At 59.4% G+C, this 16,809-nt stretch carries 16 protein-coding genes and 1 tRNA gene; 11 read left to right on the top strand and 6 right to left on the bottom strand.

Features of this window, described 5'->3' with window-relative positions; all coding sequences use genetic code 11:
• Positions 1–8 precede the first annotated feature (8 nt).
• Positions 9–85: transfer RNA gene (locus ACE3QM_RS16920), tRNA-Met, on the top strand.
• A 143-nt stretch (positions 86–228) separates the two neighbouring features.
• Here the strand turns inward: ACE3QM_RS16920 and purB are convergent.
• The 3 genes from purB to ffh all read right to left on the bottom strand — a co-directional run bounded on the left by purB (position 229) and on the right by ffh (position 3,964).
• On the bottom strand, positions 229–1,599 hold the full coding sequence (purB, locus tag ACE3QM_RS16915; RefSeq protein ID WP_048409532.1) for an adenylosuccinate lyase: 1,371 nt from the start codon (positions 1,597–1,599) through the stop codon (positions 229–231).
• Between the two features lie 63 nt (positions 1,600–1,662).
• Positions 1,663–2,559 carry a RimK family alpha-L-glutamate ligase gene (locus tag ACE3QM_RS16910; RefSeq protein WP_374423491.1) on the bottom strand — a complete coding sequence of 299 codons (897 nt, stop codon included), beginning with the start codon at positions 2,557–2,559 and terminating at the stop codon, positions 1,663–1,665.
• A 49-nt stretch (positions 2,560–2,608) separates the two neighbouring features.
• The gene (gene ffh / locus ACE3QM_RS16905; protein WP_374423489.1) at positions 2,609–3,964 is read right to left on the bottom strand and encodes a signal recognition particle protein; all 1,356 of its coding nucleotides are present in this window, start codon (positions 3,962–3,964) and stop codon (positions 2,609–2,611) included.
• A 107-nt stretch (positions 3,965–4,071) separates the two neighbouring features.
• Between ffh and ACE3QM_RS16900 the strand changes: the two genes are divergently transcribed.
• The gene (locus tag ACE3QM_RS16900) at positions 4,072–4,893 is read left to right on the top strand and encodes an inner membrane protein YpjD (RefSeq protein ID WP_048409535.1); all 822 of its coding nucleotides are present in this window, start codon (positions 4,072–4,074) and stop codon (positions 4,891–4,893) included.
• Between the two features lie 36 nt (positions 4,894–4,929).
• Positions 4,930–5,307, top strand: a complete 378-nt coding sequence (locus ACE3QM_RS16895; RefSeq protein ID WP_048409536.1) for a helix-hairpin-helix domain-containing protein — start codon at positions 4,930–4,932, stop codon at positions 5,305–5,307.
• 53 nt (positions 5,308–5,360) lie between these two features.
• Here the strand turns inward: ACE3QM_RS16895 and ACE3QM_RS16890 are convergent, their stop codons facing one another.
• Positions 5,361–6,911, bottom strand: coding sequence for a deoxyribodipyrimidine photo-lyase (locus ACE3QM_RS16890; protein WP_374423485.1), 1,551 nt, complete (start codon positions 6,909–6,911; stop codon positions 5,361–5,363).
• A 199-nt stretch (positions 6,912–7,110) separates the two neighbouring features.
• Here ACE3QM_RS16890 and ACE3QM_RS16885 point away from each other — a divergent pair, with 199 nt between their 5' ends.
• The 7 genes from ACE3QM_RS16885 (at position 7,111) to yacG (ending at position 13,976) form a co-directional block, all read left to right on the top strand.
• Entirely contained in the window at positions 7,111–8,262 is a 1,152-nt protein-coding gene (locus tag ACE3QM_RS16885) for a porin (protein WP_374423483.1), read from the top strand.
• 221 nt (positions 8,263–8,483) lie between these two features.
• Positions 8,484–10,190, top strand: a complete 1,707-nt coding sequence (pilB, locus tag ACE3QM_RS16880) for a type IV-A pilus assembly ATPase PilB (RefSeq protein WP_048409539.1) — start codon at positions 8,484–8,486, stop codon at positions 10,188–10,190.
• A 71-nt stretch (positions 10,191–10,261) separates the two neighbouring features.
• Positions 10,262–11,485 (top strand): type II secretion system F family protein, encoded by a 1,224-nt coding sequence (locus ACE3QM_RS16875; RefSeq protein ID WP_048409540.1) that lies wholly within the window; start codon positions 10,262–10,264, stop codon positions 11,483–11,485.
• Positions 11,482–12,351: an A24 family peptidase gene (locus ACE3QM_RS16870; protein WP_374423480.1), complete on the top strand. Its 870-nt coding sequence runs from the start codon at positions 11,482–11,484 to the stop codon at positions 12,349–12,351. The genes ACE3QM_RS16875 and ACE3QM_RS16870 overlap by 4 nt, the downstream gene beginning before the upstream one ends.
• Positions 12,341–12,952, top strand: coding sequence for a dephospho-CoA kinase (coaE, locus tag ACE3QM_RS16865; RefSeq protein WP_374423478.1), 612 nt, complete (start codon positions 12,341–12,343; stop codon positions 12,950–12,952). The genes ACE3QM_RS16870 and coaE overlap by 11 nt, the downstream gene beginning before the upstream one ends.
• Positions 12,953–12,990: 38 nt before the next feature.
• Entirely contained in the window at positions 12,991–13,749 is a 759-nt protein-coding gene (zapD, locus tag ACE3QM_RS16860) for a cell division protein ZapD (protein ID WP_048409543.1), read from the top strand.
• Between the two features lie 38 nt (positions 13,750–13,787).
• The gene (gene yacG / locus ACE3QM_RS16855) at positions 13,788–13,976 is read left to right on the top strand and encodes a DNA gyrase inhibitor YacG (protein ID WP_048409544.1); all 189 of its coding nucleotides are present in this window, start codon (positions 13,788–13,790) and stop codon (positions 13,974–13,976) included.
• Positions 13,977–14,037: 61 nt separating this feature from the next.
• On the opposite strand, the gene ACE3QM_RS16850 is transcribed toward yacG, so the two are convergent.
• Positions 14,038–15,279, bottom strand: coding sequence for an N-acetylmuramoyl-L-alanine amidase (locus ACE3QM_RS16850; RefSeq protein ID WP_048409545.1), 1,242 nt, complete (start codon positions 15,277–15,279; stop codon positions 14,038–14,040).
• A complete protein-coding gene (gene tsaE, locus ACE3QM_RS16845; protein WP_374423475.1) occupies positions 15,240–15,725 on the bottom strand; it encodes a tRNA (adenosine(37)-N6)-threonylcarbamoyltransferase complex ATPase subunit type 1 TsaE in 486 nt (161 codons plus the stop codon). The genes ACE3QM_RS16850 and tsaE overlap by 40 nt, the downstream gene beginning before the upstream one ends.
• Before the next feature lie 4 nt (positions 15,726–15,729).
• On the opposite strand from tsaE, the gene queG reads away from it, so the two are divergent.
• A complete protein-coding gene (gene queG, locus ACE3QM_RS16840; protein ID WP_374423494.1) occupies positions 15,730–16,806 on the top strand; it encodes a tRNA epoxyqueuosine(34) reductase QueG in 1,077 nt (358 codons plus the stop codon).
• Positions 16,807–16,809 lie beyond the last annotated feature (3 nt).

Raw genomic sequence — 16,809 nt, 5'->3', positions numbered from 1 at the left:
CTCTCTGACGCGGGGTGGAGCAGTCTGGTAGCTCGTCGGGCTCATAACCCGAAGGTCGTAGGTTCAAATCCTGCCCCCGCAACCAAATTCAAGAACCCAGCTTTCTTTTGAAAGCTGGGTTTTTTGTTGTCGCAGTTTTGCTAGCTGTTCGAGCAAAGGTTGATTGTGGATAGCAAATAAAAAAAACCGCCGGGTGACGGCGGTTTTTTTTTGCTCGAGCCAAGGTGCTCAAATACGTTTGGCCAGCTCCGCGGCCTTGCCGATATAAGCTGAGGGAGTTAACTCCAGCAGACGGGCTTTTTCCGTTTCCGGCAGCTCCAGGTTCTTGATGAAGGCATGCAGGGTTTCGCGGGTGATGCCGCCCTTGCCGCGAGTCAGTTCTTTCAACTGCTCATACGGATTGGGCACGCCATGACGGCGCATCACGGTCTGCACCGGTTCGGCCAGCAGTTCCCAGCTGTTGTCCAACTCGGTGGCGATTGCTTGCTGATTGATTTCCAGCTTGTTCAGGCCTTTCAGGCAGGCCTTCAGGCCCAGCAGGGTATAGCCGAAGCCCACGCCCATATTGCGCAGCACCGTGGAATCAGTCAGGTCGCGCTGCCAGCGCGATACCGGCAGCTTCTCCGCCAGGTGGCCTAGGATGGCGTTGGCCATGCCAAAGTTGCCTTCCGCGTTCTCGAAATCGATGGGGTTGACCTTGTGCGGCATGGTGGAGCTGCCGACTTCGTCTTTTTTCACTTTCTGCTTGAAATAACCCAGCGAGATATAGCCCCAGATGTCGCGGTTCAGGTCGATCAGGATGGTGTTGACCCGTCCCAGGACCTGGTACAGCTCGGCCATGTAGTCGTGCGGCTCGATCTGAATGGTGTAGGGATTGAAGGTCAAGCCCAGGCCGGTGACGAAGCGGCCACAGAGGCTTTCCCAGTCTATGGACGGATAGGCGACCAGGTGCGCATTGTAATTGCCCACCGCGCCGTTGATTTTGCCGAGGATTTCCTGGTGCACCAGTTGCTCGCGTTGGCGCTTCAGGCGGTATACCGCATTGGCCAATTCCTTGCCCATGGTGGATGGCGTGGCCGGCTGGCCATGGGTGCGGCACATCATCGCGGTGTCGGCCAGCTCATGCGCCAGTTTCTGCAGCTTGTGGATGACCTCGTCGATGGCGGGCAGGGCCACGGTGTTGCGCGCGGTTTTCAGCATCAGCGCGTGCGACAGATTGTTGATGTCCTCGGAAGTGCAGGCGAAGTGGATGAACTCGCTGGCGGCCATCACTTCCGGGTTGCCGGACAGGCGTTCTTTCAGCCAGTACTCGATGGCCTTGACGTCATGGTTGGTGCGCGCCTCGATGGCTTTGACTTCCTCGCCGTGCTGCACCGTGAAGTTGGCGATCACATCGTCAATCTCGCGGATCGTCGCTTCGGAGAAGGCGGGCACTTCTTCTATGCCTGGTTCGGCAGCCAGCATTTTCAGCCATTCCAGTTCCACCTTGATGCGGAACTTCATCAGGCCGTATTCGGAAAACAGATTGCGCAGGGCCTCGACTTGGCCGGCATAGCGGCCATCCAGGGGGCTTAGGGCGGTCAGCGTGGTCAGGTTCATGCTGGGTAGTTCCAAACGTGGGTTGCCGGTGTTCTGGCGGGTTGCAGTACAAAATCGGCTGGTTCAGCTCAAGCGGCGCGCGAGCGCCGCGGCCAATTCATCGGCCGCTTGCGGCCGAAAGCGGAAAAACAGCTCCGGTTCAATCATTTCCAGTTCCATGATCGCCAGGCGTTCATGGTTGTCGTAAATCACGTCGACGCGCGCATAGAGCACATCAAAGGGCACGGCGCGCACCGCGGCTTCCGCGAAAGCGATTTCCTGAGCGCAGGCCTGATGCGCGGCAACCTGGCCACCATGGTCGTCCTGCACGCGGAAATCGCCCGCCTTTGGTGTTTTGCGGATCGCGTGACTGAAGCGGCCATCGATGACGATCAGCGACAACTCGCCGCGAGTCAGCACATTGCTCTGCATCGGTTGCAGCAGCATGGCTTCTTGTTGGATCAGCTCGGCGTACACGCACTCCAGCGATTCGGCCGCGGCAAGATCGACGCGGTAGGTGTGCCGCGCGGCGCCGGAAACGGCCGGCTTCAGGATCGCGTCATTCCAGCCCTGGGCATCGAGTTGCCGGCGCAGTGTCTGCGGCGCGCCTTTCTCAATGTAGTGCGTGTCTACGGTATGGACAGCGTTTTGTTGCAGTTCGGACAGGTAACGCTTGTCCAAATTCCAGCGTATCAGCGAAATATCGTTGAACAGCCGGGTTTGCTCGGCTCCGCGCTCCAGCCAGGCGCAAAACGCCGGCAAGCGCTCGAAGTAATCCCAAGTGCTGCGAAATAGCGCGCTGCGGGTGTCCGACCAGGACATGTCCGGGTCGTCCCAGGCCAGGCGGCTCGCGCGCAGACCCTGGCGTTGCAGTGCCGCCAACACCATTTCGTCTTCTAGGTGGACCTGCTTGCGGTACCAGTCTTCATCGTCCGGCTGCAACAGGCGCGAATCGGTCAGAACGGCAACATCGAGCGACATCGAAATCCTTTTACATCAAGAAAAACGGGTGCTGGGCACCCGTTTTAGCTTACATGCCGGGCATCATGCCCTTCATGCCGCGAAGCATCTTCATCATGCCTCCCTTGGAGGAGAACTGCTTCATCATTTTCTGCGTCTGCTCGAATTGGTTCAGCAGCTTGTTGACTTCCTGCACCGTGACCCCGGCGCCGGCGGCGATGCGGCGCTTGCGGCTGGCTTTGAGCAACTCAGGCTTGTGGCGCTCCTGCGGCGTCATCGAGTTGATGATGCCTTCGATGCGACGCATGGCTTTCTCCGCCTCCGCGCCCTGTACGCCCTTGGCCATCTGGCCCAGTTGGCCCGGCATTTTTTCCAGCAGATTGCTCATGCCGCCCATTTTCTTCATTTGCTGCATCTGCGCCTTGAAATCCTCGAGGTCGAAGCCCTTGCCGGACTTCAACTTCTTGGCCATGGCGGCGGCCTCGTCGTGATCGATGCCTTTTTGCACTTCCTCGATCAGCGACAGCACATCGCCCATGCCCAGGATGCGGCTGGCGATCCGGTCCGGATGGAAGGGTTCGAGGCCGGACACTTTTTCGCCGACGCCGATGAATTTGATTGGCTTGCCAGTGATGTGGCGCACCGACAGCGCCGCGCCGCCGCGGGAATCGCCATCCATCTTGGTCAGGATGACACCAGTCAGCGGCAAGGCTTCATTGAAGGCCTGGGCGGTATTGACGGCGTCCTGGCCCTGCATCGCGTCAACGACGAACAGGGTTTCCACCGGATTCAGCGCCGCGTGCAGCGCCTTGATCTCGGCCATCATCGCTTCGTCGATGGCCAGGCGGCCGGCGGTGTCCACCATCAGCACGTCGAAGAAGTGGCGCTTGGCGTGATCCACCGCCGCGCGGGCGATGTCGATCGGATTCTGTTCGCCGGAAGACGGGAACCACTCGACGCCGACCTGTTCGGCCAGCAATTTGAGCTGCTCGATCGCGGCGGGGCGGTAGACGTCGGCGGAGACGACCAGCACCTTTTTCTTCTGGGTCTCTTTCAGCAGCTTGGCGAGCTTGCCCACGGTGGTGGTTTTACCCGCGCCCTGCAGGCCGGCCATCAGCACAATGGCTGGCGGCACTGCAGCCAGGTTCAGGGCGTCGTTCTTGTCGCCCATCAATTTGGTCAATTCTTCATTGACCACGCCCACTAGGGCTTGGCCCGGGGTCAGGCTGCCGACCACGTCTTGGCCTAGCGCGCGTCCCTTTACCTGTGCGATAAAGGTGCGAACCACGGGCAGGGCGACGTCGGCCTCCAGCAAGGCCATGCGCACTTCGCGCATCGCGTCCTGGATATTGGCTTCGGTCAAGCGCGCATTGCCGCGCAGATTTTTCATCACGCCGGACAGGCGGCTGGTCAGGTTGTCTAGCATGGTGCGTCCTTACTTCTGCCAACGGCTTGCCGGTTGGTGTAGACTCTCAAACCATTGATTTTACCACGAGCCGCCGGGCTGCACCCGGTTTTGATAAAACACCTGCCATGACCAGCTTCCTGCTCGCACTTTCTATTGCGCTGATCCTCTCTTACGGGGTTTTCACCTGGCACTACTTCGCCAATTGGCGTGGCCTGGCCTGCTGGCCGCGCAAGCCGCGGCTGGAGCACAGCCTATTGGGCGTGCTGCTGCTGCTGCAGGCTATCGCCGTGCTGATGCCGCTGACCCAGGGGCCGTTGCTTTCTCTGGGAGTGGGGCGCGCCCTATCGGTGATGGTGTGGATCATGTTGTTGATCTACTGGACTTGCAGCTTCTTTTATCGAGTTGAGGGCTTGCAGCTGTTCATGATGCCGCTGGCCATGGCCGCGCTGGGCTTCGCCTTGTTGTTTCCTGGTCAGCATGTGGTGCAAGACCTGAGCAACCCCGCCTTCGTGCTGCATATTCTGGTGTCCTTGTTCGCCTACAGCCTGTTCGCCATCGGCGCCTTGATCGCCATTCTGATGTTGTTTCTGGAAAAGGCCTTGCACGATAAGCGGGCATCGCCGCTGGTCAAGCAGCTGCCGCCCTTGCTGTCCTTGGAAAAAATGATGTTCCAGGTCATTGGCGTCGGCTTCCTGCTACTGACGGTGTCCCTGCTGACGGGGGTGGTGTTTTCCGAAGAAGTGCTTGGCCATGCGGCGGCGCTGACGCACAAAACGGTTTTTGCCGTCGTGTCCTGGCTGCTGTTCGGCGGCTTGCTGATCGGCCGCAAACTGCAAGGCTGGCGCGGCCGAGTGGCGATTCGTTGGACTTTGGCCGGTTTCCTGTCCTTGGCGCTGGCTTACATCGGTAGCAAGGTCGTCATAGAATTGATCCTGCAACGCAGTTGAGGTTGCCGAGTCTTGCCTCTTACAAGGAGATCGATGATGAAAAAACTGTTTGCCCTGTTTGCCGCCCTGATGTTGATTTGCAGTACCGCTTTCGCCGCGGTCAACATCAATACCGCCAGTCAGCAGGAACTGGAAGCACTGAAAGGCATAGGTCCGGTCAAAGCCAAGGCGATTGTGGATTATCGCGCCAAGAATGGGCCGTTCAAGAGCGTCGATGATTTGAAGAACGTCAGCGGCATCGGCGATAAGACCCTGGAAAAGTTGCGCAGCGAGATCGCGATTAGCGGCGCTTCCAGTGCGGCGCCGAAAGCGGCGGCCAAGCCCGCGGCGGCTCCTGCGGCCAAACCGGCTGCGGCCAAGCCGGCCACAGCAAAGAAAGAAGCCTCCAAGCCGGCGGCCAAGAAGAAGTCCTGAGCCATTTATCCTGGCTGTCCCTGCTGAAAAACGCCCGCGCTTGCGGGCGTTTTTCATTGCCTGCCAAACAAGGCCAGCGCTTGTTGCCGTTGGACGGCATGGTCAACGATGGGTGTAGGATAGTCGCGCCCAAGCACAAAGCCGTCCGGTAATTGTTTCGCCAGCCAGGGTGCGTGGATCGCCTGATCATCCAGTTGCGCCAGCTCAGGCAGATAGCGCCGGATGAAGCGGCCTGCGGGGTCGAATTTTTGCGATTGGGCCACCGGGTTGAAAATCCGGAAGTAGGGCTGGGCATCGCAGCCGGTGGAGGCCGCCCATTGCCAGCCGCCATTGTTCGACGCCAGGTCGAAATCCAGCAGCTTTTCCGCGAAATAGCGTTCACCCAGACGCCAGTCGATCAGCAAATCCTTGACCAGGAAACTGGCAGCGACCATCCGCAGCCGGTTGTGCATATAGCCGGTTTGATTCAACTGTCTCATCGCCGCATCAATCAGCGGATAGCCGCTTAGTCCTTTCTGCCAGCTTTCCAGCCAATCTTGGCGATTGGGATAAGCCAGGTCGCGATATTGTGGCTTGAAACTGTGTTCGGCGACCTCGGGAAAGTGCCAGAGCAGTTGTTGATAGAATTCCCGCCAGATCAATTCCTTCAGCCAGCAAGCCGCGCCTTCGCTGCCGTCAAAGCAGGCGAACTGAACCAGTTGGCGTATCGACACCGTTCCGAAGCGCAAGTGAGTGGACAGATAGGACACTCCCTTTACTGCGGGATAGTCCCTTTGCTCATGGTAGCGCTGAATGCGCTGTTGGCAGAAATCGGCGAGCAACTCCGCTGCGCCGGACATGCCTGGCTTCAATAGGCAGGGTTCGACCTGGGTAAAGCCCAGCTCGCTCAGGTTGGGCATGGCTGGAACGCCCGCCGGTGCGCGCAGCCTCCCGGCCAGCGGCGGCACCTCCCGTGACTGGCTATGGTAGGGCGTCAACCTTTTCAGCCAGGCATTGCAATAGGGCGTGAACACGGTGAAAGGCTTGCCGCCGCCGGTGAGCAATTCGTCTTTGGCGAAGATGACCTGGTCTTTGCATTGGCGCAACTCCTTGCCCTGAGCGCTCAGGATGGCCGCGATACCCTGGTCGCGCTGGCGCGCATAAGGCTCGTAGTCCTCATTGGCGTAAACCGTATCGGCGTCCAACTGCATGGCGAGCCTGGGAATGATGGCTTGCGGTTCTCCGGTCTCGCACCACAAATCACCGCCTACCGCGCGCAGTAGGTCGCGAATTTCTAGCAAGGAGTGCCAGATGAAGCCTAGACGTCGGTCCGAAGAGGGAAGGGAGGCCAGGATATTGGTGTCGAAAATGAAAACGCATTGCACAGGATGGCCTGCGGCCAGGGCTTGTTGCAGGGCATGGTTGTCTTCCAACCGCAAATCGCGTCGGAACCAATAAAGTGAGGACTTGCTCATGGTTGTGGATGGTGCGGTGTGATTGTCTGACAATGAATGGTCCATTTTATTTGCGATGATCTGTTGTTTTTTTGCAATAAACTTTGGCTTGTGTTGTGTATTTGCATCTTGCAAGCCGTCCGGCTGTGCTTTGTAGGCTATGTGAAACAATGTGTTAGCCACTGTGTGTTGTTTTTTTGCTTGGTTTTTTGTCGAAAGCGCATGCTGTTTTTGTTTTTTCGCAACGCTGGTCTTATATTGAGGCTAGCAATCACCGGAGCATATCGGTGACACATAAATGTCCGGATTCTCTGGCCTTAGAACTAGCGAAATCAACAGGACAATATCAACTGACTTGAAAGGAACTGCAATGAACAAGACGCATATCGCTCTTGCAATCGCCGCCCTGATGCCGGCCGCCGCCGCAATGGCCGACGTTACCATCTACGGTGAAATCCGTGGCGGTTACGAGAACAACAAAACCTACAACTCTAGCGCGGGTGTTGATGGCAGTGGCAAACCGCAGAGTGCTTCCCAGATCAACGACTGGACTTCCCGCATCGGCTTCAAGGGCAATGAAGATCTGGGCAATGGCCTGAAGGCGATCTGGCAGGTGGAAAACCGTGTGCATATCGATGGCACCAACGGCAACAAGAATGGTAGCTCCAATGATACCTTCGCCACTCGCGACAGCTTCATCGGCTTGGCCGGCGACAGCTGGGGTAAAATCCGTTTGGGCCGTCTGTCCAACTACGCCAACGATATGATGGAGCAAGTGGACCCGGGCTACTACAGCGATGAAAGCGTGGGCGGCCTGGGTATGTTCACCCGCCTGGATGATCGTCAGAACAATGCGGTCCGTTACGACAGCCCGAATTGGTATGGCTTTAGCTTCGCACTGTTGTACGGTGCTGATGAAAGTCGTACGGCCGATGCAAGCGGTGCTCGCACTAACAATCAGACCTGGAACTTGGGCCTGAGCTACGAAAATTCTGGCTTCTTCGGTAAGTACAACTACGAAAACTGGAATGACGCCAGCAAGCTGGCTAGCACTAAAGACTGGCACCGTCTGGAAGCTGGTTACAACGCCAATAATCTTTATGTGGCGTTTGGTTACCAGCAAATCCAGGGCTATGGTTTTGGCAGTTTCTACAATAAGAACGTTGGAACCTTGGTGAATAATGCGGTGGCCACCAACCTGATGAATAACAATCCTGGCTTGACCCAGGCTCAGGCGAACGCTGCGATCAATGCCGCCAAGCTGAAAACCAAGGAAGCCGCTTTGACCGTCGGCTACACCTTCGGTGCCTTTACCCCTTACTTCTCCTATGTCAAAGGGTATGACGCCAGCCTGGATGGAAATACCATCGATAAGTCCGGTTACGATCAGTATGTGTTGGCTCTGGACTATGCCCTGTCCAAGCGCACCGAAGTTTACACTTCCTACGGTAGCGTGAAGTGGAAAGACGGTTCGTTGGCTAGAGAGAACAGCTTCGGCCTGGGCTTGGTGCATCGCTTCTAAGTCAGCCTGAGTTTGATCTTGAAAGGACTGCTACGGCAGTCCTTTTTTATTTTGGCGCAACGAAGCTTTGAATTGTCCTGCTCCGGGATTTAAGTCAAAGTGCCCCCCACATTTTGCATATAATGTTGTAACGGCGGCTTTGTTGTCTTGAGGGGGCTGGGTTCTGGCTCCGTTTCGGTCGCCGCATCGTCAATTCTGTCCTTTAGGTAGGTTGCAAGCGTATGGAAGCTTCGGCGGGAATTTCCGGCTTGGGTCGAGCCCTGGTGCAAAACAATATGTTGCTGCAGCAGGATGCCGACGCGATTCTGCGGCAGTCGCTGGCATCGCATATCAGCTTTGTCGAGCAGCTGATCCAGAGCAAGAAGATGAATGCCCAGGAAATTGCGATGTTCGCGTCCAAGACCTTCGGCTATCCCTTGCTGGACATGTCCGCCGTCGATCTGGAGCAACTGCCCAAGGGCTTGGTAGATGACGAGTTGATCGCCAGCCGACGGCTGTTGCCCTTGCTCAAGCGCGGCAACAAGCTCTACGTCGGCACCTCGGACCCTACCCAGACCTCGGCCTATCACGCGATCACCTTCAAAACCGGCATGACGGTGGAAGTGGTGGTGGTGGAGGACGACAAGCTGGGCAAGATGCTCGGCAAGTACAACGAGGACGCCACCGCCGCGATCAAGGCATTGGAGAACGAGGATTTCGGCGATCTCGAGTTTGCCGATCCTGACGCGCCGGCAGAGAGTGGCGCGCAGCCGGACGTGGATGATGCGCCAGTGGTCAAGTTCATCCACAAGGTATTGCTGGACGCGATCAATGGTGGCGCATCCGATATTCATTTCGAACCGTACGAGAAGTTCTATCGCATCCGCTATCGGGTGGATGGCGTGCTGAAAGAGGTATCGCAGCCGCCCCTGGTGTTGAAGGAAAAGATCGCCTCGCGGATCAAGGTCATTTCCAAGCTGGACATCTCGGAAAAGCGGGTGCCGCAGGATGGCCGGATGAAGTTGGTGATCTCCAAGGCGCGCGCGATCGACTTCCGGGTCAGCACTTTGCCCACCTTGTATGGCGAGAAGATCGTGATGCGTATCCTGGATTCGTCGGCGGCGAACCTGGACATCGAGCAACTGGGCTTCGAACCGGAACAGAAGCGCTTGCTGCTGGACGCGATTGCGCGCCCCTATGGCATGGTGCTGGTCACCGGGCCAACCGGCAGCGGTAAAACGGTGTCCTTGTACACCTGCCTCAATCTGCTGAACAAGCCGGATATCAATATCGCCACCGCTGAGGACCCGGTGGAAATCAACTTGCCGGGCATCAACCAGGTCAACGTCAATGAAAGGGCCGGTCTGACTTTCGCCTCGGCCTTGAAAGCCTTTCTACGTCAGGATCCGGACGTGATCATGGTGGGGGAGATCCGGGATTTCGAAACCGCCGACATCGCGATCAAGGCGGCGCAGACGGGTCACATGGTGTTCTCCACCCTGCACACCAATAATGCGCCGGCCACGCTGACGCGGATGTTGAACATGGGGGTGGCGCCGTTCAATATCGCCAGCTCGGTGTTGTTGATCATGGCGCAGCGCCTGGCGCGACGCCTGTGCGCGCATTGCAAGAAGCCGGCGGATATCCCCGAGGCAGCGCTGCTGCGCGCCGGCTTCAAGAAAGAAGAGCTGGATGGCAGCTGGAAGCCGTATGCGCCGGTGGGCTGCGAAGAGTGCCGCAATACCGGTTATCGCGGCCGTACCGGCATCTACGAAGTGATGCCGATCACCGATGCGATGACGCGGCTGATCATGCAGAATGGCACCGCCATCGACATCGCCGACTTGGCGCGGCAGGAGGGCATGGTGGATCTGCGCCACGCCGGCCTGCTCAAGGTCAAGGCCGGGCTGACCTCGCTGACCGAGATCGAGGCGGTAACCAATGAATAAGCATGAGATTAGGGATCCAGCCGCGCTTGATCGGCGGCTCTGAAAGCTTGGAATAAGAAAGAGGCCATGGAATGGCAGTCACGGTAGCGAAAAAAGCGACGCCGGGCTTTGTCTGGGAATGGGAAGGCAAGGACAGGGCGGGCAAGGCGATACGCGGGGAATTGCGGGCGGAGTCCGAGGCGGTGGCCAAGACCCAGCTGCGGCGCCAGGGCATCAACGTTGTCAAGATCAAGCGTCGGCGCGCCGGTTTTGGCAAGCGCATCACGGAGAAGGACATCACCTTGTTCACGCGGCAGCTGGCGACCATGATGCGCGCCGGCGTGCCGCTGCTGCAGGCATTTGACATCGCCGCCAAGGGGCATAGCAATCCAGCGGTGACCAAGATGCTGCTGGAGGTGCGCGCGGATGTGGAAACTGGCTTGTCGTTGGCGGAGGCTTTCCGCAAGCGTCCGCTGTACTTCGACAAGCTGTTCTGCAACATCATCGCCGCCGGTGAAACCGGCGGGGTGCTGGACTCCTTGCTGGAAAAGCTGGCCACCTATAAGGAAAAGGTGATGGCGATCAAAGGCAAGATCAAGTCGGCGTTGATTTATCCGTCGGCCATTGTCGGCACCGCCTTGATCATCACCGCCGTCATCATGATTTACGTGATTCCGGCCTTCAAGGATCTGTTCTCCAGCTTTGGCGCCAATCTGCCGGCGCCGACGCTATTCGTGATCTGGCTATCGGATGGCTTCGTCCATTACTGGTGGTTGATTTTCGGGGTGATTTTCGGTGGCCTGTTCGGTTTTCTGTATGCGTTCAAGCGCACGCCCAAGCTGCAGGAAAAGCTGGATCGCGTGCTATTGCGGCTGCCGGTGATCGGCGACATTATCCGCAAGGCCACCATCGCGCGCTGGGCGCGCACCCTGTCCACCTTGTTCGCCGCCGGCGTGCCCTTGGTGGAGGCGCTGGATTCTGTGGGCGGCGCCTCCGGCAACCAGGTTTACGCTGACGCCACCAAGCGCATTCAAAGCGATGTCAGCGCTGGCTCCAGCCTGAATTATTCGATGCAGCGCACGGATCTGTTCCCCAATATGGTGTTGCAAATGACTTCGATCGGCGAGGAGTCCGGCTCGCTGGACCAGATGCTGGACAAGGTGGCGGATTTCTACGAAGAAGAAGTCGACAATGCGGTGGCCGCGCTGTCCAGCTTGCTGGAACCGGCCATCATGGTGATTCTGGGGGTGTTGATCGGCGGCTTGATCATTGCGATGTATATGCCGATTTTCAAGATGGGGCAGGTGGTTGGATGATAGATGAGTGGCGCTGGATTGCCGGCGCGTATCCCTTGGCTTTTGCCGGCGTGGTGCTGGTGCTGGGTTTGTTGCTGGGCAGTTTTCTGAACGTAGTCATTCATCGCTTGCCCAAGATGTTGGAGGCCGAGTGGCGCAGGAATTGCGTCGATTGCTTGCAACAGGGAGAGGCGGAGGAGGTCGAGGCTTACAATTTACTGAGGCCGGCTTCGCATTGTCCGCAGTGCCGGGCCGAAGTGCGGCCGTGGCAGAACATCCCCTTGTTGAGCTTCGTGCTGTTGCGCGGACGCTGTGGCGGTTGCCAGGCCAAGATCAGCTGGCGTTATCCGGCGGTGGAGCTGTTGACCGGCTTGGCGTTCGCCTTCCTGGCCTGGCGCTACGGCTGGTCCGCGCAATTGCCTGCCTATATGGCGCTGAGCGCGGTGTTGCTGGCCTTGGCCTTTATCGACGTGGACACGCAGCTGTTGCCGGATAATCTGACCCTGCCCCTGCTATGGGGCGGCTTGCTGTTCAATCTGCTGACCGGCACCGTTCCGCTGGCGGAAGCGGTGATAGGCGCGATGGCGGGCTATTTGAGTTTGTGGCTGTTGTTTCACGGCTTCAAGCTCGCCACCGGCAAGGAAGGCATGGGTTACGGCGATTTCAAGCTGCTGGCGGCGCTGGGCGCATGGCTGGGATGGACCTTGCTGCCATTGGTGATCCTGCTGTCGTCGTTGGTGGGGGCGCTGGTGGGCGTAGGCTTGATCCTGCTGGCCAAGCACGGTCGTGGCCAACCCTTGCCGTTTGGCCCCTATCTTGCCATCGCCGGCTGGGTCGCGCTGATCTGGGGGCCGGGCATAGTGAATTGGTATTTGCATGGCTATTAAAGTTGTGGGACTGACCGGAGGCATCGGTTCCGGCAAGAGCGCCGCGGCAGACCGTTTCGCCGAACTGGGCGTGCCCGTGATCGATACCGACCGCATCGCGCATGAGCTGACTGGGCCGCAAGGCGCGGCGATGCCGGCCTTGGTGGCGGAGTTCGGTGCCGGCGCGATGCGCGCCGACGGCGCTTTGGATCGCGCCTGGATGCGCGAGCGGGTATTTGCCGATGCCGATAGCCGCCAGCGCCTGGAGGGTGTGCTGCATCCTATGATCCGCCAGGAAAGCATTGCGCGGCTCGCGGCGGCGCACGGCGCCTATAGCGTGCTGGTGGTGCCCTTGCTGTTCGAGTCCGGGCATTATCTGCCCTTGCTGGCGCGTACTTTATTGGTGGATTGCGATGAAGCCATCCAGATTGAGCGGGTGATGCAGCGTAATGGCCTGGATGAGGCCGCGGTGCGCGCGATCATGGCGGCGCAATGCTCGCGCGCGCAGCGGCGCGCGCAAGCCGACGATATAATTTGTAATAATGACAGCTTGGCTGCATTGAGGCTTCAAGTCGACGCCAAACACGATTATTATCTTGCCAGCCTAGCCGATAGACCATAACCGGGCTCTCGCGAGCCAAGCAGAAGGGCCGATGCGCCGTGATCAGTTTTGAGTTTCCCGTCACCGAGCGAACCCGCATCCTGCTCCGCCTGGAGCATCTCTACGCACGCCTGGGGCATTTCATTGGCAAGGACCATCCCTATGACCATCATGCGGCGCTGCTGGTGTTGTTCGAGCTGATGGAAACCGCCTCGCGCGCCGACTTGAAGGCGGATCTGTTGCAGGAGCTGGAGCGGCAGAAGCAGATGTTGGAAGCGCTGCGCGAGAATCCGCAGGTAGCGGAGGAAACTTTGGAAGGCGTGCTGGAAGATATCGAGCACGCGTCCAGCCGGTTGTTGGCCTTGACCGGAAAGTTCGGCCAGCACCTGCGCGAGAATGAATGGCTGATGGCGATCAAGCAGCGCGCGGGCATTCCCGGAGGCACCTGCCAGTTCGATCTACCGTCCTACCACCTATGGCAGCAAAAAACGGCGGAGGTGCGGCGTCAGGACATCAAACGCTGGGCCACGCCGCTGATGCCGACCGCCGAGGCCGCGGGCATCCTGCTGACCTTGCTGCGCGACAGCGGCAAGACTCACCACTATGTGGCGCGTCGCGGCGTGTTCCAGCAGATGTCGGGCGGGAAGGTGGTGCAACTGATCCGCGTCGCCTATGATGGCGGCCTGGAGTTGCTGCCCGAGCTGTCCGCCAACAAATACGCGCTCAATATCCGCTTCGTCAGCGCGGTGACCGGGGAGTCCCGGCCGCGTCAGACCGAGCAGGATGTCGAATTTCACCTGACCAATTGCAAGTTCTGACCGGCTTTTGCCGATCTGTAGCCAAGTTTTGAGAAGCCATGTCTGATTCCGTTCGCGTTGTCGCCTGTCCCACCTGCCGTGCCCCGGTGCGCTGGGAACCGCAAAGCCAGTTCCGCCCGTTCTGCAGCAAGCGCTGCCGTCTGATCGATTTGGGCGAGTGGGCGACGGAAAGCTATCGAGTGCCGGCGCAGGAAGAGTCGCCGAGCGAGGCGAGCCGCGGCGAGTGAGCACCGGAGAGCCGATAAAAAAACAGGTCCCGTCAGGGACCTGTTTGTTTTTGGCTTGGACTCAGGCTCGGGCGGCCAGCGCCGCGCCCTGCGAGAAATAGCCCTTCATGCCGGTGAAAATGGCGTTGGCCATTTGCTGCTGGAAATCGCTGCTGAGCAGGCGCTGCTCCTCCTCCGGATTGGAGATGAAGGCGGTTTCCACCAGGATGGACGGAATGTCCGGCGCCTTCAGCACCGCGAAACCGGCTTGCTCCACCGCGCTCTTGTGTAGCTTGTTGAGGCCGCCCAAATGGCCCAGCACGGTCTTGCCCAACTTCAGGCTGTCATTGATGGTAGCGGTTTGAGTCAGGTCCAGCAGGGTGTGGGCCAGGTATTTGTCCTTGCTGCCTATCTTGACGCCGCCAATCAGGTCGGCGTCGTTCTGGCTTTGCGCCAGCGCCTTGGCGAAAGCGCTGGTGGCGCCTTTTTCAGACAAGGCGAACACCGAAGAGCCGCGCGCGGCGCGGTTGGGCGCGGCATCGGCGTGAATGGAGACGAATAGATCCGCGTTCAGCTTGCGCGCCTTGGCCACCCGCACGCCCAGCGGGATGAACACGTCTTCCTCGCGGGTCATATAGGCTTTCATATTGCTTTCCGCATCGATCAGCCGTTTCAACTGCTTGCCGATGCGCAGCACCACGTCCTTTTCACGCGTGCCATTCAGACCGACGGCGCCGGGGTCTTCGCCGCCGTGGCCAGGGTCCAGCATCACGATGATGGGGCGGCCGCTGTCTTTTTTCTTGGGCTTGATCTGCGGCGCTGGTTGTTCCAGCTTGCCTTTGTTGTAGTCCTGCAGCAGCGCCAGCAAGGGATCGTCCTGCTGGCCCCCGGCTGGGTAGAGGTCCACCACCAGTCGGTGCTTGTACTCGGCCACTGGTGCCAGCGTGAAAGCCTGCGGCTTGACGTCGGCTTTCAGTTCCAGCACCAGGCGCACGGTTTCCGGATCGAACTGGCCGGCGCGAGCGGTCTTGATATAGGGGTCGGCGGCGGAAATCTGACCGCCGATGTCCTTGAGCACGCTATTGAGTTGCACGCCTTGCAGGTCTATCACCAGCCGGTTGGGGTTGGCGATGGTGAATTGCTTGTACTGGATTGCCTCGCTGGCTTCCAGCGTGATGCGGGTGTAAGTGGACGCCGGCCAGATGCGCAGGGCGACGATCTGGCTGCTGGCGGCAAAGCCGATGCGGCTCACCGACAGCATGAAGGTGGCTGCGGCCGCGCCGATCAGACGGCGGCGGAAGGGATCGAAAGTCGAATCAGGCATGACTGTCCGGTTTCAGAGTGGGCAAGTAAACGATAATTGCGACCGTTTCCGGCCACGGCTAGTTCCAGCACGATGTCGGCGCGCGGCAGCAAATCCGCCGCCTTGTCCGGCCATTCGACCAAGCACAGGCTGTCCTGGCCGAAGTGTTCGCGAAAGCCCGCATCCTCCCATTCTTCCGGATCGGCGAAGCGGTACAGGTCGAAATGGTGCACGCTATAGTGAGGGAGCGGATAGCTTTCCACCAAAGTATAGGTGGGGCTTTTCACCTTGCCGGCATGGCCGAGCGCGGTCAGCAGACCGCGCGTGAAGGTGGTTTTACCGGCGCCCAGATCGCCCAGCAAATAGACGATGAGGCCGGCTTGCGCCGCCTCGGCGAAAGCTTTGCCCAGCGCCAGGGTGGCGGTTTCATCTTCCAGGTAGCCGCAGCGAACGCTGGTATCATTCATGGCCATGACCGAAAACTCTTTACAAAAACCGGATTATCCCGAATTGGCGCGCCAAATCAAAGTCTGGGCGCGAGAATTGGGGTTTGCCGATGCCAGAATCGGTCGCGCCAGCTTGCCGCCGGAGGCCGAGCAGAAGCTGGATGCCTGGCTTGCCGCCGGCTATCACGGCGAAATGGACTATATGGCCCGCCACGGCGCGCTGCGGGTCAAACCAGCCGATCTGGTGCCCGGCACCTTGTCCATCGTGTCGCTGCGCATGCATTACTGGCCGCAAGCCCGCGATCCCGCCGAGGTGCTGGCCGATGGCGGACGCGCCTATCTATCGCGCTACGCGCTGGGGCGCGACTATCACAAGGTGCTGCGCAACCGGCTGCAGGCGCTGGCGGACCGGATCAAGCGGGAGATCGGCGATTTCGGCTACCGGGTGTTCACCGATAGCGCGCCGGTGGCCGAAGTGGCGCTGGCGGCCCAGGCCGGCCTGGGCTGGCGCGGCAAGCACACCCTGCTGTTGACCAAGAATCAGGGCTCGCTGTTCTTCCTGGGCGAGTTGTTCACCGATCTGCCCTTGCCCGAGGACGAGGCGGAAGACGGCCATTGCGGCCGCTGCACCCGCTGCATCGATGTCTGTCCCACCGCGGCCATCGTCGCGCCGTATACCGTGGACGCGCGCCGCTGCATTTCCTATCTGACGATAGAACTGAAGCGGGCGATTCCGGAGGAGATGCGGCCCTTGATCGGCAATCGCGTTTACGGCTGCGATGATTGCCAGCTGTTCTGTCCTTGGAACCGTTTCGCGGTGGACAGCGCCGAGGCCGATTTTGCGGTGCGTCATGGTCTGGACGACGTGAGCTTGCTAGAGTTGTTCGCTTGGAGCGAGGCCGAGTTCAAGCAGAAGATGGCTGGCAGCCCGATTTACCGCATCGGCTACGTCAAATGGCTGTCCAATCTGGCGGTGGGCCTGGGCAACGCGCCCACCGCGCCGGAAGTGGTGGCGGGGCTGCGCGCGCGCTTGGATTTTCCCGACGAGATGGTGGCCGAGCCGGTGCGCTGGGCGCTGGCTCGGCACGGTGTCAAGGCATGAAGC

It is taken from the genome of Chromobacterium sp. (assembly GCF_041912965.1).
In the GTDB taxonomy this organism is placed as follows: domain Bacteria; phylum Pseudomonadota; class Gammaproteobacteria; order Burkholderiales; family Chromobacteriaceae; genus Chromobacterium; species Chromobacterium aquaticum.
The sequence above is the reverse complement of the archived record's forward strand: the minus strand, read 5'-3'. Positions and strand labels throughout refer to the sequence as shown.

Excerpts from the sequence above, each read along its gene's own strand:
- purB (WP_048409532.1), bottom strand. The coding sequence starts at position 1,599 with ATGAACCTGACCACGCTGACCGCCCTAAGCCCCCTGGATGGCCGCTAT.
- ffh (WP_374423489.1), bottom strand. The coding sequence starts at position 3,964 with ATGCTAGACAACCTGACCAGCCGCCTGTCCGGCGTGATGAAAAATCTG.
- pilB (WP_048409539.1), top strand. The coding sequence starts at position 8,484 with ATGGAAGCTTCGGCGGGAATTTCCGGCTTGGGTCGAGCCCTGGTGCAA.
- coaE (WP_374423478.1), top strand. The coding sequence starts at position 12,341 with ATGGCTATTAAAGTTGTGGGACTGACCGGAGGCATCGGTTCCGGCAAG.
- ACE3QM_RS16850 (WP_048409545.1), bottom strand. The coding sequence starts at position 15,279 with ATGCCTGATTCGACTTTCGATCCCTTCCGCCGCCGTCTGATCGGCGCG.
- ACE3QM_RS16885 (WP_374423483.1), top strand. The coding sequence starts at position 7,111 with ATGAACAAGACGCATATCGCTCTTGCAATCGCCGCCCTGATGCCGGCC.
- ACE3QM_RS16875 (WP_048409540.1), top strand. The coding sequence starts at position 10,262 with ATGGCAGTCACGGTAGCGAAAAAAGCGACGCCGGGCTTTGTCTGGGAA.
- yacG (WP_048409544.1), top strand. The coding sequence starts at position 13,788 with ATGTCTGATTCCGTTCGCGTTGTCGCCTGTCCCACCTGCCGTGCCCCG.
- queG (WP_374423494.1), top strand. The coding sequence starts at position 15,730 with ATGACCGAAAACTCTTTACAAAAACCGGATTATCCCGAATTGGCGCGC.
- ACE3QM_RS16870 (WP_374423480.1), top strand. The coding sequence starts at position 11,482 with ATGATAGATGAGTGGCGCTGGATTGCCGGCGCGTATCCCTTGGCTTTT.
- ACE3QM_RS16895 (WP_048409536.1), top strand. The coding sequence starts at position 4,930 with ATGAAAAAACTGTTTGCCCTGTTTGCCGCCCTGATGTTGATTTGCAGT.
- ACE3QM_RS16900 (WP_048409535.1), top strand. The coding sequence starts at position 4,072 with ATGACCAGCTTCCTGCTCGCACTTTCTATTGCGCTGATCCTCTCTTAC.
- tsaE (WP_374423475.1), bottom strand. The coding sequence starts at position 15,725 with ATGAATGATACCAGCGTTCGCTGCGGCTACCTGGAAGATGAAACCGCC.
- ACE3QM_RS16910 (WP_374423491.1), bottom strand. The coding sequence starts at position 2,559 with ATGTCGCTCGATGTTGCCGTTCTGACCGATTCGCGCCTGTTGCAGCCG.